Origin of the sequence: Massilia sp. HP4 (assembly GCF_005222695.1) — a bacterium.
GTDB lineage: Bacteria > Pseudomonadota > Gammaproteobacteria > Burkholderiales > Burkholderiaceae_D > Telluria.
The window spans coordinates 62278-80730 of the sequence record NZ_STGG01000013.1; the positions used below are offsets into that span (position 1 = coordinate 62278).

An 18453-nucleotide genomic window follows, 5' to 3' on the forward strand; every position below is an offset into this window, starting at 1 on the left:
GGCTTGTTGGGACAGAAGCGATCATACGGTCCCTCCCCACAAGCCAATCGACGGATAAGGAGGTGGAAATCCCCCGCTATTCAATGTTTCGCTACGGAATCATTCAACCTAAGATGGCAGCATTCCCGAATCCCCCACCACTGGAGTTTCACGGTATGAAACAGCAATTTGCCGCTTTTGCGCTGCTCGCCCTGGCGATCGGCGGCGCGCAGGCGCAACAGGCGCCCACCGCCCAGCGCCAGAAGCCGGAAGCCGTGCGCTCGGTCGCCGAGCAATTCCTCAAGACACAGAGCGCCGGCCTGCCGGGCCAGGTGACCGTGAAGGTCGGCGGCGTCGATCCACGCCTGAGCCTGCCCGCCTGCCCGGCGCCGGAAGCCTTCCTGCAGCCAGGCGCCCGCCCCTGGGGCAAGACCACGGTCGGCGTGCGCTGCAATGCGCCGGCCTGGTCGCTCTATTTGCAGGCGCAAGTGAGCGTGGTCGCCGATTACGTGGCCGCGGCGGTGCCGCTGGCCCAGGGCCAGCCGGTCGACCAGGGCCAGCTGGTGCTGGTGAAGGCCGATATCGCCGCCATGCCAAACGGCATCATCACCGATATGGCGCAGGCGATCGGCCGTACCCCGACTGTTTCGCTGCCGGCCGGTACCGCACTGCGTACGGATACGCTGCGCAGCCAGCAGGTGATCAAGCAGGGCCAGGCGGTAAGGCTGGTATCGCGCGGATCGAATTTCTCGGTATCGAGCGAGGCCAAGGCGATCAACAATGCCAGCGACGGCCAGGTGGTGCAGGTACGGACCCAGTCCGGCACCGTTGTCAGCGGCCTGGCGCGCAACGGCGGGATGGTCGAAATCGTACTATGAATAATGCCCTGAAGTAATTGTCGATTTTGTCGCACCGATTTCGTGTTCGATCGCTAAAGTTTGTAAAGGCGCAGCCGTTACATCAAGCAGATACCGGAGCTTGTAGCTTCGAACCGAGAAGGATGACGCTGTGAAAATCAACGATACGCTCAAGGGCAACCCAGGCCTTCAACCCGCGACCACGCCGGCCAACACCGCGCGTGGCGCCGACAAGGCAGCAACGACGGCGCCGGCGACCCAGGCGCAGACCGACAGCGTACGGCTGTCCTCGCAGGGCCAGGCCATGGCCAATGCGGTGGGCGGCGGTGCGCAGGTGTTCGACGCGAAGAAAGTCGAACGCATCAAGATGGCCATCGCCGATGGCCAGTTCCAAGTCAACTCCGAGAAAGTGGCGGACGGCTTGCTAGAAACCGTACGCGACTTGCTCCATTCGAGACAACGCTAAACCATGACTCCCAGCCCGACCCAGACCATCGCCGCCGAACACCAGCACCTCGACGCCCTCGTGGCGTTGATGAAACAGGAACAGCAATCGCTGGTCACGCTCGACGCCGACGAGCTGTCCAGCCTGACCACGCAAAAGAACGCCCTGCTGGCCAGCCTGTCGAACCTGTCGCAGCAGCGCCACGCGGCGCTCCAGGCAGCCGGATGCGAAGGATCGGAAGCGGGCATGGAACCGTGGCTGAGCGCCAGCAAGGACGACGCAGGCCGCGCACTCTGGGAACGCATGCTGCATGCGGCCCGCGAAGCAAAAGAACTCAATCGCGTCAACGGCATGCTGATCAGCAAGCAACTGGCGCACAACCAGGGCGTGCTCAACGCCCTGCGCACTCCGACCAACGCGCCGACCGGCGCGATCTATGGCGCCAGCGGCCAGACCGTGGGGCTGGGGGCGTCGAAGCGGTACGTGGTGGGATAAGCCACCTCCGATGGCAAACGCCATCGAATAATAAGCATTCCGCATAGCAATATAACGGGGCATAATACCGGACCACCCCGGTTGTCTTACCTATTGTGCCGCCGCGCACAGGCCTGTCCACATGCTCGCCACCCAGCAGATTTTCCTGATCGCCTCGCTGCTCTGCTTCCTCGTCTTCCTGGCCCTGCTGGCGGCGGGATCCGGGAATCTGCGGGGCATGCGCGCCATGCTGGCCTCGGCCCTGCTGGGCCTGGTGGGCAACCTGCTGTATGCCTTCGGGCGCGAGCTGCCGCCACTATTGGCCTATGAAGTGGCGAACATGGCCTATGCCGGCGCCGGCGCGGCGCTGGCGGCCGGCTACCGCCAGCTGGCCGGCCTGCCGCCCCGTCTGAAGCCGCTGGCGCTGCTGGTCGGCGCGGCGGGCCTGGCGATCGCCTTCTTCCATTACCGTGTCGATTCCTTCCTGGCGCGCAGCGCCGTGGCCTCGCTGTTCCAGGCCGCCGTCTGCATCGACATCGCGCGCAGCGTGCTGGCCCGCGGCCCCGGGCCGGCACGGCCGCAGGCCGGTGCGCCGGCGCAGCAGGACCGGCCGGCGCCGAACAAGGTGCAGCGCTTCGTGCTGCTCATGTGCGGCCTGGTCGTGACGGGTCACGCGGTGCGCATGGCCTGGCTGCTGCTGGCGGCCGAGCCACCCGGCTCGCTGCTGCAGCCGAGCAGCGCCAGCCTGGCGATCCTGACCGCCGCCGCGCTGGCGCTGCCGGCCCTGGCCCTGGGCGGCCTGCTCACCATGCACCGCTACATCGTGCACCAGGCCGAGTACATCGCCAACCACGACCACCTGACCGGCGCCTGGTCGCGCAAGGCCTTCTTCGAGCTCGCCGAACGCGAACTGGCGCGCAGCCGGCGCAACGGCCAGCCGCTGGCCCTGATGCTGATCGACCTCGACCATTTCAAGCAGATCAACGACAGCGGCGGCCACGAGGCAGGCGACGTCGCCCTGCAACTGGTGCGCCTCGCTGCGCGCGGCCGACTGCATGGCGCGCCTGGGCGGCGACGAGTTCGCGGTGCTGCTGCCCGAAACCTCGCTGGCCCAGGCCTGCACGGTCGGCGAAAAGCTGCAGGCCGAGCTGCGCGTCCTGGCTGCCAACCTGCAAGGCAACGGCGGGCATTCCCCCCTCACCCTGAGCATCGGCGTGACCGCGACCCAGGTCGACGAGCCGTTCAAGGCCACGCTGGCGCGCGCCGACGCCGCGCTGTACGCGGCCAAGTCGGCCGGCCGCGACAAGGTGATCGCGCTGGCGCCGCAGCTGCAGCCGGCGCGCGCGCGCCAGGCCGGCTGACGCCAGGCCGGCCAGTCCGGCCTCTGCGCGCCACCTGTGCGCGAGAAATCCTACGCAGTCACGGCCTTTGCTCCGATTGGAACGGCGCTGCGCAGCGCCACATGATCATTCTGTCACCGACACAGGGAGATCATCATGGACGACAAGAAACCGAAGGACGAACAACAGCGCGACACCGGCCTGCGCCAGGGCCGCGTCGATTCCTACGCCGGCTTCGTGGCCGACGACGACGCCGGCGATTCGAGCATCGGCGCCGGCAACAGCCAGTCCGGTATCCAGAGCAACTTTGCCAAGGCTTCGCCGGAAAGCAATGTCGGCCCGGCGGGCGCGGCCCAGAGCAGCCATGGCAATGCTTCCGGACCGGTCGCGGGCGGCGTGCTGGGCAAGGCGGAGGCCGGCCAGGATGGCCAGTCGGCCATCGGCGGCGCGGCCACCGGCGGCTCGCCTGGCACCCACCTGGACCGGGCGGCCCAGGATTATGTGGGACGCGCCAGCAACGAGAAGATCAGCGAGCGGCTGGCCGACGGCGCCGAGAGTTCGGGTACGCCGGGAGACGGGCCGCGCTAGCATCGCCCCAGCACGGCTGCGGGCAGCAATACATTCGTACAAATGTATATAATGATGGCCTCGACACCTGATCGGCCATCATGCCGCCCGAACCCTCTTCGCACGACGTCCGCTCCGCCTTCCAGCGCGAGTTCGCATCCCCTCATCTCTGGCGCACCCGGATCGTCGTGGTCAGCATGGCCGCCATCGCCGGCCTGGTGGTGGTGGCCTTCACCTGGCTCGCCGAATCCGCCTTCGGGCAATTCCAGCAACTGAACACACTGGCCTGGTGGGCGCCGCTCATCTGGACACCGCTGTGCTGCGCCGCCATCGTCTGGGTAACCCGCCGTTATGCGCGCGGCGCCGGCGGCTCGGGCATCCCGCAAGTGATGGCGGCGCTCGATCCGGCGCTGTCGGGCGGGCGCCGCCCCCTGCTCGTCTCGCTCAAGCTGAGCCTGGCAAAGATCGGCCTGACCTCGGCTGGGCTGCTGGGCGGCCTGTCGCTCGGCCGCGAAGGCCCGTCGGTCCAGATCGCGGCCGGTGTGATGCTGTCGGCCCGGCGCTGGCTGCCGCGCCGCAGCGGCATCAGCGCCCACGCATTACTGGTGGCCGGCGGCGCCGCCGGCATCGCGGCCGCCTTCAACACCCCGCTGGCGGGCATCATGTTCGCGATCGAAGAATTGTCGCGCACGCCCGAGCAGCGCAACAGCGGCCTGATCGTGGCCGGCATCGTGCTGGCCGGCCTGATCGCGGTCTCGGTCCACGGCAACGGCCCGCACTTCGGCGTGATCCATCCGGGTCCGATCGGCCTGTCGCTGCTGTGGCCGGGGCTGCTGGCGGCCGTGGCCTGCGGCTTCGCCGGCGGCCTGTTCGCGCGGGTGCTGCTGGCCAGCCTGCGCGGCGTCTCGCCCGACCTGCCCAGCCGCTGGCGCGCGCGCTACCCGGTGCGCTTTGCGCTCGGCTGCGGCCTGGCGGTCGCCATCGTCGGCATCGCCAGTGGCGGCGCCACCTATGGCAGCGGCAACGAAGCTACGCGCGCCCTGCTGGAAAACGAGGCCAGCGTGCCGGTCGCCTTCGCGCTGTTCAAGTTCGTGGCGACCTGGCTGACCGCCTGGTCGGGCGTGCCGGCCGGGATCTTCGCGCCATCGCTGTCGATCGGCGCCGCCCTGGGCCACGACATCGCCCTGCTGACCGGCTATCCGCATGCGCCGGCGCTGATCGCGCTGGGGATGGTGGGCTTCCTCGCGGCCGCGACCCAGGCGCCGCTGACGGCTTTCATTATCGTGATGGAAATGGTCGACGGGCATGGCATGGTGCTGAGCCTGATGGCGTGCGCGGTGGTGGCCAGTACGGTGTCGCGCGTGCTGGGGCCGCCGTTGTATGGGGCGCTGGCGGCGATACAATTGCCGCCGCGCCAGCCTGCTACCGACTTGGTAACTCACGGACAACAACAATCTCTCAAATGATGTTTCACAAAAGAAACATTATTGGTATCATGCACGTTTCTGTTCATAATTATGTGGCATTTGCGCGTAAATACATGTCGCACAATTGAATACATTTTATGTCCATGAAACAATCGGAGAGTTTTGTTGAAGAATGAGCCATGTAGAATCCGAACGATTGCGCACTGCATCATGGAAACTCCGTGAATCGGTGGGGTCAAGATTGCAGGCCTTGATAGCGCTTTCAACCTGGCTCGTAGCAAAGACGGCGAAGCTCGTGCCGAACTCTTCGATTTGTATCGAATTTCCCGTTTGCATTATTGCCTCGGGAACCGCCCCCTAGTCACGACGGGCCACGATAAGGTGCGCAAGCAAGGTCCCAGGCAATGCTTGTGCACCTGGAGCGTCCGGTCATGCCGGGAAATTTTGATCCTTTTTAGGAGTAGTACATGTACGATACCAACGCCACCGCGATCAGCAATCAGCTGAAAGCTACCTCGGCACAATTCTTCAGCGATGATACGATCAGCAGCATCCTTGAACTGATCTCCACGCCGGACAACAACACGATCGTTGCCAACAACGTTCAAGCTGCAAACAACACCATCATCAGCGAATCCAACGGCGTCGATATCGTATTCGTCGAGACCTCGGCTACCGAGCGCACCAATGTCTCGGTGACCGCCGACATCCCGGCCGTCTTCTTCCAGGGCGCTGGCGGCGTCAATGCCAGCATCGGTAACGCTCCAGCGTCGAGCGCGAGCGGTAACTCGTCGGCGGCGGTCATTCCAGGCGACGAGATCGAGCGTGTTGTCGTTGGCACCGCAGGCGCCGACACCATCACCATCGTCGATGGCAAGAACACCCAGGTCGTCGCTGGCGACGGCGATGTGGTCAATGCAGGCACCGGCCACACGATCGTGATCGCAGCCCAGGGCAGCAGCACCGTCAACGGCGGTGGCAACACCGTGGTCCAGGCAACCGGCGCAGAAGGCGACTTCACCGTCACCGTGACCGATGGCGTTGCGAGCATCGAAAACAGCGCAACCGGTGTGTCGGTCGAGCTGAACGATGTGAACCTGGTGACGCTGGACGACGGCGATGCGCTGGTGTTCGCGGACACCGAAGATGAAGCTGCCGTGGCGAACCTGTACCACGCGGTGCTTGGTCGTAACGCCGACTACAGCGGCCTGGAATTCTGGTACGACCGCGTCGAGGAAGGCATTTCGATGCAGCGTATTGCCCAGGCCTTCCTGGACTCGGCCGAGTACACCGGTGATACGCAGACCAACGAGCAGTTCATCGATGCGCTGTACGAGAACCTGCTGGAGCGCGACGCCGATACGAGTGGCGTCACCTTCTGGAACACCCAGCTGGACGGCGGCGTGTCGCGCGCCGACGTGCTGGTCGCCTTCGCCCAAGCGTCGGTCGACGGCACCGAGGTGGACGTCGTCGGTTCGGTCACGATCCTCGATCCGACCGCGTAAGCTGTAGCAACATGCAACACCCAAAAGGGGGCCCTGCCCCCTTTTTCCTCTCTACGTGCGCGCCCCGCTTGCGGGACGACGCACTCCTGACGCGAGCCGTGGAACTGTTCGCGGCAGGCCAGCACGCCGACGCCCTGCTGGCCGCCGAGTACGTATGCCGCCGCTTGCCCATGAACCGCATTCCTGCCATCCTGCGCGCCAAGATCCTGCACACGGCCTATCCCTTCATGGCCGCCCGCGCCTGGCACGCCGCATGGCTGAGCGAAGCCGAGAATCCGCTGCTGCAGGACGTCATGCTGCAGGCCTGGCTGAAGGACGGCGGCCGCGCCGACGTCGCCAGCCTGGGCCCGGCCTTCCTGCCCGCGCGCTGCCGCGCCGGGCGCCATGAGAGCCTGCTGCCCATCCTGCGCGCGGCCGGCGTCGCGCACACCGGCGCCTGCTGGAAGAACGGCGAGGCGATCGAAGCGATGGTCTTCCTCGGCACCGCCGGCAGCACGGCGCCACGCGCCACCCTGCTGCTGTCTGACGAGACCACCCAATACCAGTTCGAGCTGCCCGGCGACGGCAGCCGTGTACGCTTGACGCCGCCACGCCCCGGCGCCGTGTGGTCGATCACGCTGCTGCAACCCGACGGACGCCGGCAACTGCTGCCCGGCTCTCCGCTGGCGTTCCACGAGACGCCAACCATCCGCGCCGGCGCGGAGCCGGCCGCGACGAACGCCGCCGATACCGACATCCGGCCGGTATCGGTCGTGATCCCTGTCTACCGCGAGCTGGCGCTGGTGCGCGCCTGCATCGAGAGCGTGAAGGCCAGCCTGCCGCTCAACCGCACCCCGGCCCGGATCGTGGTGGTGGACGACTGCAGCCCCGAGCCCGCCCTGTCGGCCTGGCTCGACAAAGAGGCCGCTGCCGGCGCCATCACGCTGCTGCGCAATGCCTGCAATCTCGGCTTCATCGAGACGGTCAACCGCGGCATGCGCATGTTCGCGGACCACGACGTGCTGCTGCTCAACGCCGACACCGAGGTGCACGGCGACTGGATCGACCGCCTGGCGCGCGCGCTGTATGCGACGCCCGATATCGCCTCGGTGACGCCGTGGACCAATAACGGCGAGATCAGCAGTTTCCCGGTGATGAGCCAGGCCGCGCCTGCCCCGGACACGCGCGAGCTCGCGCTGCTCGACCAGGTCGCCGCCGAAGTGCGCGCCGCGCCGGGGGGCGCCGACATCGAACTGCCGTCGTGCTGCGGCTTCACGATGCTGATCCGGCGCACGGTACTCGACGCCATCGGCATGCTCGACGGTACGACACTGATCCGCGGCTACGGCGAGGAAGTCGACTGGTGCATGCGCGCCCGCGCGGCTGGCTGGCGGCACCTGCAAGCGACCGGCGTGTTCGTTGCCCACGAGGGCACGGTGTCGTTCCGCGCCGAAAAGACCCTGCGCGTCGCACAGAATCGCGGCGTGGTGGTGGCGCGCTATCCCGACTATTACGCCGAATTTACCGCGTTCCAGCGCAGCGATCCGCTGGCCGGCGCGCGCGCGTCTTTGCGCGATGCGCTGGACAAGTCGAAAGCGGCCGGCTGGCTGCGCAAGGCCGATGCGGCGCAGCATACCGCCGCCCTGCCGCAGACCGTGGCGAAAAAACCCTTGCCGGCGACCTTGCCGGCGTTGCCATCGGCATCGCAGCGCATTGCCGTCTGGCGGCATGATCCGCTGTCCCCGGCGGCGCAACAAGTGCTTTCGCTGGCGCGCATGCTGGCCAGCCGTCCGCAGCTGCGGTTGCGGCTGCTGGTCATTGGCGGCGCGAGCGACGCGCTGCTGCACACTGGCGTGGTCGACCACGTGCCGCAACTCGACGGCGACGCGCTGCCGCTGCTGGACGATGCGCGCCTGCTGCAGGTCGCTGGCTGCCGCACCGTACTGACTGATGATCCGGCCGGCCTGCCATCCAAGCTGCGCCCTGTACTGCTCGACCCTGCTTTTGATGCTGCTCACTGGCTGAATGACTGGCTTACCCGCAACGCAGGCGGCAAGGCCGCCTGATACCTGCTCTGCTGAATGAAAAACGAATCCGAAATTCTTGATGAGGCGACTGTCGGCGCCGCGCGTTGGCATGGCGCCGTCGATGGCATCCATAAACAGCTGGTGTACGGTTGGGCGCTCGATCGCACGCATCCCGACGCGCGCGTCATCGTGGAGATTTGCCGCGACGACATGCCATTCGCCTGCATCCTGGCCGATGTGGCGCGGTCCGACCTGGCGACCGAGCTGGAGAGGCTTGGGGCGCCAGACGTGTGCCACGGCTTTGTCGCCGATCTCGGCGCGCTTCCCTCTTCATCGGGGGGCGTGATATCGGCGCGCGTGGCCAACACCGGGATCACGCTGGCCGGCAGCTTCCGGCTGGATGAGCCGAGGTCGCCGCCCGCGGCGGCCATCAATACCGTCATTGGCGACGGCGGCCTGCGCCTGCATGGCTGGGCGCTCGATCCTGCAGATGCGAAACGGACCGTGACGGTACGTGCCTTTGTCGGCAATGAGATGGTGGCGCAGGCCGCCGCCAATATCATCCATCCGTCGATGCGCGGGTATGTGGATGGTGCGCATGGCTTTGACCTGGCCTTGCCGGCGTCGCTGGCGGATGGCGCGGTGCATAGCGTGCGCGTGGTGGATGATGAAGGACGGCCGTTGAATGGGAGTCCGTTGACGATTTGCTGCGCGATGGATGGCCTGGCTGGGTTGTTGCCGGAGGATGCGGACGAGCTGCTGGTAAAGGTAGCAGATATCTATCAGCGGCATTTGCCGCGTAGTTTGCCGATGTCGGCCTGGCCGGAATGGCAGGCGCATTTCGATAGCGAAGGGCCGGCCGTGCTGCCTGCACTGACCACCGCTGTGATTGTGACGGGTGATTCGGATGTGGCTGCGCTGGAGCGTACGCTTGCCAGCCTGGAATCGCAGCAAGGCATGACCGTGCGGGCGTTCTCCGGGCAGCCGTTCGCTGCCCTGTTGGCAAAGGCGCTGGAATCAAACTGCGACGTGGTTTGCTGTGTGCGCGCTGGGGACACGCTGGCGCCGCATGCATTGGCTTGGGCGTTGGAAGGTTTCGCGCTGCCGCAGGCGCAGGTGGTGTATACCGACAGCGAAAACGAGGACACGCCGTGGTTCAAGCCTGCGTGGAATCCCGACTATGCACTGGCCAGCGACTATCCACTCGAATTGCTGCTGGTTCGCCGCAACGTGGCGCAGGGTTTGCAAGAAGTGCACACGCCTGCCGATTTCGCATGGGCCGCGCTGGCCTCAGTGTGGTCACAGGGAGCGACCAGCGTGATCCATGTGCCGCGTGTGTTGTACCGGATGCTGTCGCCACTGAGCGCAGATGAGCGCGTTGCGCGTTTTGCCGCAGTATCGCGCGCCTTGTCTGCTGTGGAACCGCAGGCGCATATCGAAGAGCTGGACAAGCTGCCGGCGGGCGTGACGCATGCTGCTCGCCGCGTGCGCTATCCGCTGCCGGAGAGTTTGCGCGAGACGACCGTCAGCCTGGTAATTCCAACCCGTGATCGGGTCGATTTGCTGCAGCGTTGCATCAGCACGATCCAGCAGTTCACCGCATGGTCGAAACTCGAGATTATCGTGATCGACAACGGTTCGGTGGATGAAGCGACCCACGCGTACTTTGCCGAAATCGCGCGGCAAGGTGTGCGTGTATTGCCGATGCCAGGGCCGTTTAACTATGCGGATTTGAACAACCGAGCGATTGCGCAGGCGAGCGGCGAGATTGTCGGCTTAGTCAATAACGACATCGAAGCACTGCATGAAGGATGGCTGGAAGAAATCGTGGCGCAGTTACTCCGGCCAGAAGTAGGAGCAGTCGGTGCGAAATTGCTCTGGCCGAATGGCATGGTGCAACATGGTGGAGTGCTCTTAGGCGTGGGGAATGTAGCTGGGCATTTCGGAAACCGATTGGCCGACGGAGATTGGGGCAATCATGGACGGAATCAACTGGCACAGCAGGTAAGCGGTTGTACGGCCGCATGCCTCTTCCTACGCCGGCAAGACTTTTTCGACATCGGCGGGATGAATTCTGCTGAGTTTCCTGTCGCTTTCAACGACGTCGATCTATGTTTGAAAATACGCGCTGCGGGCAAAGCGGTTGTTTGGACCCCGAGTGCAAAATTATTGCATGCAGAATCCGCTAGCCGAGGCCTGGAAGACACTGCTCAAAAACGTGCTCGGGCTTTACGCGAGGTTGAAAAATTACGCGATCGCTGGGATTCAATATTAACACATGATCCAGCTTATCACCCCAGTTTAAATTTGGATCCCAACTCCCATTCATTCAACGGTTTTGCTTTACCGCCTCGCACCAGACTTCCCCGCAACGGAAATCTTCCCAAAAAACAATTTAAAAATACTTGAGCTCGTTCCGCATGCCAATCAGAGATTGGCATGCGTATGTCTCTTCATATCCTGACTTCGCTCAAACTGATCAGTTCGCATCTTTTACATAAAAAATTTCTAGAGAACATATCGTGAATTTGGCTTTTAAACCAATCGTTGATTACACCGAATCCGGAGAAATATCTACGGCCTTCATGATCGAGTCCATATATATCACCGACGATGTGAAAATTACCGGCTGGAAAGCCGGCGAGATAAAAATATCACTCACGAAGACAAACGCACAGCCGCGAGTGAGTACACATCTACGTCCCGATGTTAGCGAAAGCCTAAAGTTAACATCGAAGCTAGAGGTATTTGGCTTTGAGATTAGCTATCCAGTTTCTCAAAGCATCGAATCAGTGTTAATTTTTGAAGCAGGTGCACCCTCCCGAATGAGGCGCCACGAGCTAAAAATTCCGCACCGAAAAACAACAAATACGCCGCAGGGCAACCTAGTTTTACCTGAGATTGAAACATTACGAAACATCGTTTCAAAGAAAAAAGAACTACTCATTGTGGGTAGTGCTCCTACATTAACCCATCACATGGAATTGATTAAAAAATTCGATGGAGACATATGGGCCCTGAACGATGCCTGGATGCACGTAGAACAACATGGAATTAGAATTGATGCAGCAGTAGTCACCGACAGCAGATTCCTGAAGAAACGACGCAGTGAAATTAACTCCTCGCCCTGCTGCGACCTTATCACGATCGACACTGTAAATCTTGATCCAATTAGAGAAAAGAAAATCAACGCTTACGTCTTAAAATCGCTCGGTCGAGATGGCTTTAGCCGGGAATTAGGCGAGGTCTATCATGGGTGCTCTGTTTTCTTCACAGCCCTTCAGACAGCTTGCTCTTATACACTGAATTATGAAAACATTAAGTCTTGTGGAGTATTATTATCACCACCGAAATCTTATGCTCGCATCGATGGAAGTAACCATATGCCAGAATATGTGCACGCCACACAATTAAAAAATGCCAGACGAGCTATGGAAGAGATAAGAAAATTTAGAATTAACTTTGAAGCTCTCGACGCAGAATCAAATCTAAATTACTTATAATGCTTACCTCATCAAATATCACATTAATCGTTGATTTTGCGTCGCGAACCACTATCTTCGGCTGGGCTATAGACCACAAAACTCAAGAGTTCCCAAACCTTCGCCTTCTCAACAAGAGGGATTCCACCGAGGTGGCAGTGAGAGCAGTGAGCCGTCAAGACGTGAATACGGCTGCAAATTTACCAAAAGAAGCAAACGTTGGATTTCGGATTAATCTAAGCGACGAACTAAATGACCTTCCAGATGACTATGCACTAATCCATGAAGGTAATATTGTATGGGATTACTGTACATTCACGTCAAGCATCAGCGCAGCATCTGAAATTCAAATCACCCCCTTTCTTAACCAAAGAGGAAGCCGTGAAGTGGTCGTGATTTACACGCCTGAAAGTTGGCTTCACAGAGCAATCTCGAAGATTCATAACTGGAACTCAAACTATTTCAGCAAAGGTTACTCATCTGGAGTTTCATTTTCATTTTTGAGTTCTGGCGAAATACAAAAAGGTGGCTTTTCGGTCGGCAAAGGAGATCACATATTCCTTATAGAAGACAATGCGTATCGCGATTACAAAATCTCGAACTCCATCCTATGCAATCGGGATCATGCAATCCTTAGCGAAAGTACGAACGGCCGCGATTTTTCGGGGATTTTCAGTGTGGCCAACTCACTCATGCCGCCCGACGCCAGATTTGCAACAACGGATGCAATTTGGATGTTACGATTTTTCACTACGTTTGTAACTTATTCCGATCTTTTTTTCGACTCCCAAAATCTGCTATACACCTATCATTCCGGCAGTACTGAGATTTGGATGCGCGAACGAGTAAGAAGAGCCATTGAGCGCACCAATAGCTCAGATATATTAATTTTCACAAAAGAGAATATAAAAATTTCTCATTTGAACCAGATTAATGATCAAAATTGTGTAACATTTGTACGTCTCAACGCTTTGAAATATATTCTTGATGCAATGAATGAATCAAATTTGCACTTGATTAAGACTGCGTTAATGCGTGGCATTCGCATTTCCATAATCAACAAGGATGGCGAATGATTTTACTATTAGCAGAAACCCCAGTAGCCGGCACAGTCGATCGAATCGCTTATTGGATCGAACAGCTCACCGGTATTGAATGCTACGCTCTGATTCGCTCTAATTATCCAAATAACGCGTTTTCTCCGAGATGTGGTTCGATCGGTGCAATTCCAGGATGGGAAGGAATAGTTGCGGAGGCTGTACACAAAGCTGATACGATTATCATTCATAACATTGTGAATCAGGGATTGCTCGACCTCATCACTGGAAGCAAGAGAGAAGAATCCACGCTTCTGTATCAGTTTCACTCACCTCCTATGGAGCCTCCACAGTTTGACTATTACGCACTAAATCATAAAAAAATTGATGGGATACTGGGGGTTGCGCAGGGGCATTGTCGGTTTATCGAAAACGCCATCCCGGTACCTAACATCGTTCCCGATTTTAAATTTCCGGTAAAGATACAGCGAAAAGATGTTGTCTTTGCTCCACACATGCGCGTTACGAAGCATCGATGGTCTAGTAAGCTCTCCGCGGAAGACCAAGTGACTCTTCGGGCGTTGGCAGCTAGGAAGAGCTTCACTTTTAAGGATATTAAAACTGCGTTCGGGCGCGATAGCGTAACACCTACAGAAGTGTGGATGTTCATGCATTCCGTTCGTGTTGTCGTCGACGATATTAACACTGGCCTTTTTCACCAAAGTGCACTAGAGGGGTTAAAGGCTGGATGTGCTGTCTTATCCGGTGCTGATATTTCAGCAATCTCTCAGTTCTGCGACGCGATCGGCGCCCCACCACCGCCATTCTTGTCAGTTTCGAATATGGATGAGGCTGCAGAACTCTTCTCAAGCAGATATTTACATGAGACAATTGATAAGCATTCAGCGCTTTCTCATCAATATGCAGAAAAGTATCTATCAGAGAGACGCTTGGCAGAAATGCATTTGGCAGCTCTGAAACCTTATATCGAAGGAAAGTAATATGGCGATGAATTTTTTCAAAGAAGGTCACTGGAGCTCACCAAGAAAAACAATTGCCAATCGTTTCGCAGATGATGATTACGGCTACGTTTATCATGCAGGAATCCTCTTTTCGGAATTCCTGCGGGCCTCTGATATATCGGCTGGAAAAGCGCGTGGGATGAGCCTCCTGGATTACGGTTGTGGCACTGGGCGGGTCGCTCGTTTCTTTTCTATGATTTTTGGGGAGGTATACGGCTATGACCCTGTGCCAGAGTGCATTACCGAGTCTGATGCAGAAGGAAAACGTGTAGAGATGTTTCCTCGGCAACCGAAATTATTTACTTCAAATATTCAAGATATAACAAAGAAATTTGACATTATTGTATCAATAAATGTTTTTGAGCACCTTGATGCTCCGAGATTTGGGGTCGCCCTCGGTAATATTACAAATTTATTAAAAAATGATGCTGCTTGCTATCTTTGGGTGCATAAAATAAAGAATGCAGATTTTTTCGCTAAGCACAATTTATCCTTGCCAGAGAGCAATGTCTCAATTGTCAAGGGAACGAAAAAATCGGGGCAACTTATATTCTCGGAAAGTAACATATTAAAAAAATAACAGCTGGGAATTCCGATGTGGAAACTGCAGCTTAATCAAATATCTCAGCTGATTCGAACGATGAACCGTTTCCGTCCTTGACTGATACAATAGGGGACGGGGACCCTGGCCAAGGGATCGCCAAGGTTATGTCATTCCAAATTATGCAACGCTCGTTTTCTGGCGCATAATAATCAGTCGTCTTATAAACGAACTCAGCTGATTCCGATAGCACAATAAAACCATGAGCAAAGCCTTCCGGCACCCATATTTGCGCTTTATTTTCTGAACTCAGAACCTCGCCTATCCAATGACCAAAGGTCGGGGACGACCTACGTAAATCCACCACTACATCAAATACGCTGCCAGCGACGACGCGTACTAGTTTGCCTTGCGGCTGGCGTATTTGATAATGTAGACCCCGCAGTACGTTGTGCGCCGATTTAGAGTGGTTATCCTGCACGAAAGTAACCTCTCGTCCAACTGCCTCCTCAAATCGTGCTTGATGAAAACTCTCAAAGAAGAATCCGCGTTCGTCGCCGAAAACACGCGGTTCAATACGCAATACATCAGGAATGGCCAAGCGGGTAATTTTCATCAAAATACCGGTTCTTTCAAAACACGCAACAGATATTGACCGTAGCCGTTCTTCTTCATGGGGTCAGCCAGCATTTCCAGTTGGGAGGAATCGATCCACCCCTTACGGAAGGCGATCTCTTCCGGACATGCCACTTTCAGGCCCTGCCGATGTTCAATCGTCGCGATAAACTGGCTCGCATCGAGCAACGACTCATGGGTACCAGTATCGAGCCAGGCATATCCGCGCCGCATGATCTCGACATGTAGCTTGCCCATCTCCATGTACAGCCGGTTCAAGTCCGTGATTTCGAGCTCTCCGCGCGCGGATGGCTTGAGCGTGCGCGCCATCCGCACCACGTTCTCGTCATAGAAATATAGGCCAGTAACCGCGTAGTTCGAACGTGGCGCCACCGGTTTTTCCTCAAGGCTCACTGCCTTGCCTTCGCGATCAAATTCGATCACGCCATACCGTTCTGGATCCTGAACGTGATACGCGAAGACAGTTGCGCAATCAGTCCGTGCATCCGCGCTGTCGAGCAAAGTGTTGAGGCTGTGCCCGTAAAACAGGTTATCCCCCAAAACCAAGGCAGAAGCCGAATCACCAAGGAACCGCTCGCCGATAAGGAAGGCCTGCGCCAGGCCGTCCGGTGATGCCTGCTCGGCATACGACAGGTTCAAGCCCCAGCGAGCGCCATCCCCCAACAATTGCTGGAAACGCGGCGTATCCTGCGGCGTCGAAATGATCAGGATGTCGCGAATCCCGCCCAGCATCAACGTACTGAGCGGGTAATAAATCATCGGTTTGTCGAACACCGGCAGCAACTGCTTCGAGATTGCCAGCGTGGCCGGATGCAAGCGGGTGCCGCTGCCGCCCGCGAGAATGATGCCTTTGCGTTTTGTGGATTCACTCATAGGTTTCCTTGCGCCGCCAGCTCGGCGATCAAACGGCCCACGTGATGGCGCCAGTCGGGCAGTACCAGGCCGAAATTCTTACAGAACTTGCTGCAATCGAGGCGCGAATTCGCCGGCCGCATCGCTGGCGTCGGGAAAGCACTGGAGGCAATCGCCCGCACCTCTTCCGGTTCCGCTTTCAGGAGCGCCCCATGCTGCTGAGCGAGCACCAACACGTGCCGGGCGTAGGCATGCCAAGTGGTACTGCCGCTAGCCGCCAGGTGATAGGTTCCGGATAAGCCGCGCCCGTCCGCTCCTAGCGCCGCGATACGATGCAGCGCCAGCGCGGTTGCATCGGCCAGCAGTTCTGCGCCGGTTGGCGCGCCATGCTGGTCCGCGACCACGTCCAAGGCGTCGCGTTCCTTCGCTAGGCGCAGCATCGTCCTGGCGAAATTACCGCCGCGCGTAGCAAATACCCAGCTGGTGCGCAGGATCAGGTGATGCGCGCCACTGGCGCGAATCTTCTCTTCGCCCTCGTATTTGCTGCGGCCATACACCGACAGTGGATTGGCCGTGTCGGTCTCGACCCACGCGCCTTCCTTCGATCCGTCGAATACATAATCGGTCGAGTAATGTACAAGCCAGGCACCGCACGCTACTGCTTCCTCGGCCAGCACACCGGGCGCGGCCGCATTGACTGCATGTGCAGTGCTTCTATCGCCCTCAGCCTTGTCCACCGCCGTGTAAGCGGCGGCGTTAACGATGACGTCGGGCGCCTCCATGCGCACCAGTCGACGCAACGATTCCGGATCGGTGAAGTCGGCATCGTTGCGGGCACAGGCGCGCAGTTCGCCCAACAGCGCCAACGCGCGCTGCAGCTCCCAGCCTACCTGGCCGTCCTTGCCGAGCAACAGGATCTTCATGCGCCGGCCCGTCCATCGCCATACTGCCTGTCGACCCACTCGCGGTAGGCGCCGCTGGTGACGTTGTGCACCCACTCGCCATTAGTCAGGTACCACGCAACCGTCTTGCGGATGCCGGTCTCGAAGGTTTCAAGCGGACGCCAGCCAAGCTCGCGCTCCAGCTTCCCGGCATCAATCGCATAACGGCGATCATGGCCGGGACGGTCCTTCACGAACGTCATCTGCGCCGCATACGGCGCGCCATCGCCGCGCGGGCGCAACTCGTCGAGGATCGCGCACAAGGTGCGCACCACGTCGATATTGGCCTTCTCGTTGCAGCCTCCGACGTTATACGTCTCGCCCAGGCGGCCCTCGGCCAGCACACGGCGGATCGCACTGCAGTGGTCGGTCACGTACAGCCAGTCGCGGATCTGCTGGCCGTCGCCATAGATCGGCAGCGGCTTTCCGGCCAAGGCATTGTGGATCACGAGGGGAATCAGTTTTTCGGGGAAGTGATAGGGGCCGTAATTGTTCGAGCAATTGGTCGTCAATACCGGCAAGCCATAGGTGTGATGGTAGGCGCGGACCAGATGGTCGGATGCCGCCTTGCTGGCAGAATATGGGCTGTTCGGCTCGTAGCGGTGCTGCTCGTCAAACGCCGGCGCCTCGCCCGACAGCGAACCGTACACTTCGTCGGTCGACACATGCAGGAAGCGAAATGCCGCACGCGCTTCTGGCGCCAGGCCGTTCCAGTAGGCCTGCACTGCCTCTAGCAAATTGAAGGTGCCGACGATATTGGTCTGGATGAAGGCGCCGGGGCCTTCTATCGAGCGGTCGACGTGGCTTTCGGCCGCGAAGTTCAGTACCGCACGGATCTGGTGCTCGGCCAGCAGGCGCGCCACCAGAGCGCCGTCGCCGATGTCGCCGCGCACGAAATGGTGGCGTGGATTGCCTTCCAGGCTGGCTAGATTCTGGAGATTGCCGGCGTAGGTCAGTTTGTCGAGATTGACGACTGGCTCGTCGTGGTGGGCCAGCCAGTCGATGACGAAGTTTGAGCCGATGAAGCCCGCTCCGCCCGTCACGAGGATGGTCATTCCTGCGTTTCCTGGTAGATGTATTGATGGTCGGTAGCGCCAGGGCGCATACCCGAGCCCGAGGATTACCGCACCATTTTCGGCGTGATCTGGCCGGATTGTCAATGTGCCGGCTACGCGGGCGCGGTGTTTGCAGAGTGATCGGGCCGCCAAGCTGTCGCATAGAGAATGGCGTCGTTTTCGAGTCCGGCATATCGACCGTCAACTATCACCGCGTGGACGGCCGAGCCGTCCACTCTACATGCTAGCAAATGTCAGGTGCATGAAAATGCGCAGATTCCCACCCC

Annotated in this window: 17 protein-coding genes and 1 pseudogene; 14 read left to right on the top strand and 4 right to left on the bottom strand. The window is 59.4% G+C overall.

Annotation, left to right across the window (positions count from 1 at the left end; genetic code table 11):
* Positions 1–155 precede the first annotated feature (155 nt).
* The 14 genes and pseudogenes from flgA to E8M83_RS08345 all read left to right on the top strand — a co-directional run bounded on the left by flgA (position 156) and on the right by E8M83_RS08345 (position 14721).
* Positions 156–857, top strand: coding sequence for a flagellar basal body P-ring formation chaperone FlgA (gene flgA, locus E8M83_RS08285; protein ID WP_137172893.1), 702 nt, complete (start codon positions 156–158; stop codon positions 855–857).
* A 130-nt stretch (positions 858–987) separates the two neighbouring features.
* A complete protein-coding gene (gene flgM / locus E8M83_RS08290; protein ID WP_137172894.1) occupies positions 988–1302 on the top strand; it encodes a flagellar biosynthesis anti-sigma factor FlgM in 315 nt (104 codons plus the stop codon).
* Positions 1303–1305: 3 nt separating this feature from the next.
* Positions 1306–1776, top strand: a complete 471-nt coding sequence (locus E8M83_RS08295) for a flagella synthesis protein FlgN (RefSeq protein ID WP_137172895.1) — start codon at positions 1306–1308, stop codon at positions 1774–1776.
* A gap of 787 nt (positions 1777–2563) precedes the next feature.
* A pseudogene (locus E8M83_RS26525) lies at positions 2564–2725 on the top strand (GGDEF domain-containing protein); the annotation flags it as partial.
* 85 nt (positions 2726–2810) lie between these two features.
* Complete coding sequence (locus E8M83_RS26245; protein ID WP_307721852.1) at positions 2811–3116, top strand: diguanylate cyclase domain-containing protein; 306 nt, start codon at positions 2811–2813, stop codon at positions 3114–3116.
* 135 nt (positions 3117–3251) lie between these two features.
* The gene (locus E8M83_RS08305; protein WP_137172896.1) at positions 3252–3683 is read left to right on the top strand and encodes a hypothetical protein; all 432 of its coding nucleotides are present in this window, start codon (positions 3252–3254) and stop codon (positions 3681–3683) included.
* Between the two features lie 80 nt (positions 3684–3763).
* Positions 3764–5128: a chloride channel protein gene (locus E8M83_RS08310; protein WP_137172897.1), complete on the top strand. Its 1365-nt coding sequence runs from the start codon at positions 3764–3766 to the stop codon at positions 5126–5128.
* A 428-nt stretch (positions 5129–5556) separates the two neighbouring features.
* Positions 5557–6594, top strand: a complete 1038-nt coding sequence (locus E8M83_RS08315) for a DUF4214 domain-containing protein (RefSeq protein ID WP_137172898.1) — start codon at positions 5557–5559, stop codon at positions 6592–6594.
* 98 nt (positions 6595–6692) lie between these two features.
* A complete protein-coding gene (locus tag E8M83_RS08320) occupies positions 6693–8639 on the top strand; it encodes a glycosyltransferase family 2 protein (RefSeq protein ID WP_137172899.1) in 1947 nt (648 codons plus the stop codon).
* A 15-nt stretch (positions 8640–8654) separates the two neighbouring features.
* Positions 8655–11009 (top strand): glycosyltransferase, encoded by a 2355-nt coding sequence (locus E8M83_RS08325; RefSeq protein WP_137172900.1) that lies wholly within the window; start codon positions 8655–8657, stop codon positions 11007–11009.
* 113 nt (positions 11010–11122) lie between these two features.
* Positions 11123–12103: a hypothetical protein gene (locus E8M83_RS08330; protein WP_137172901.1), complete on the top strand. Its 981-nt coding sequence runs from the start codon at positions 11123–11125 to the stop codon at positions 12101–12103.
* 146 nt (positions 12104–12249) lie between these two features.
* Entirely contained in the window at positions 12250–13158 is a 909-nt protein-coding gene (locus tag E8M83_RS08335; RefSeq protein ID WP_170976731.1) for a hypothetical protein, read from the top strand.
* Positions 13155–14120: a hypothetical protein gene (locus E8M83_RS08340; RefSeq protein WP_137172903.1), complete on the top strand. Its 966-nt coding sequence runs from the start codon at positions 13155–13157 to the stop codon at positions 14118–14120. Before E8M83_RS08335 ends, E8M83_RS08340 begins: the two co-directional genes overlap by 4 nt.
* 1 nt (position 14121) lies before the next feature.
* Positions 14122–14721, top strand: a complete 600-nt coding sequence (locus E8M83_RS08345) for a bifunctional 2-polyprenyl-6-hydroxyphenol methylase/3-demethylubiquinol 3-O-methyltransferase UbiG (protein ID WP_137172904.1) — start codon at positions 14122–14124, stop codon at positions 14719–14721.
* Positions 14722–14752: 31 nt separating this feature from the next.
* Here the strand turns inward: E8M83_RS08345 and rfbC are convergent, their stop codons facing one another.
* The 4 genes from rfbC to rfbB are packed head-to-tail and all read right to left on the bottom strand — an operon-like array spanning position 14753 to position 18166.
* Positions 14753–15298 (bottom strand): dTDP-4-dehydrorhamnose 3,5-epimerase, encoded by a 546-nt coding sequence (gene rfbC / locus E8M83_RS08350; protein ID WP_137172905.1) that lies wholly within the window; start codon positions 15296–15298, stop codon positions 14753–14755.
* Entirely contained in the window at positions 15298–16191 is an 894-nt protein-coding gene (rfbA, locus tag E8M83_RS08355; protein ID WP_137172906.1) for a glucose-1-phosphate thymidylyltransferase RfbA, read from the bottom strand. The genes rfbC and rfbA overlap by 1 nt, the downstream gene beginning before the upstream one ends.
* Positions 16188–17093 (bottom strand): dTDP-4-dehydrorhamnose reductase, encoded by a 906-nt coding sequence (rfbD, locus tag E8M83_RS08360; RefSeq protein WP_137172907.1) that lies wholly within the window; start codon positions 17091–17093, stop codon positions 16188–16190. The genes rfbA and rfbD overlap by 4 nt, the downstream gene beginning before the upstream one ends.
* Positions 17090–18166 (bottom strand): dTDP-glucose 4,6-dehydratase, encoded by a 1077-nt coding sequence (gene rfbB, locus E8M83_RS08365; protein WP_137172908.1) that lies wholly within the window; start codon positions 18164–18166, stop codon positions 17090–17092. Before rfbB ends, rfbD begins: the two co-directional genes overlap by 4 nt.
* Positions 18167–18453: the final 287 nt, after the last annotated feature.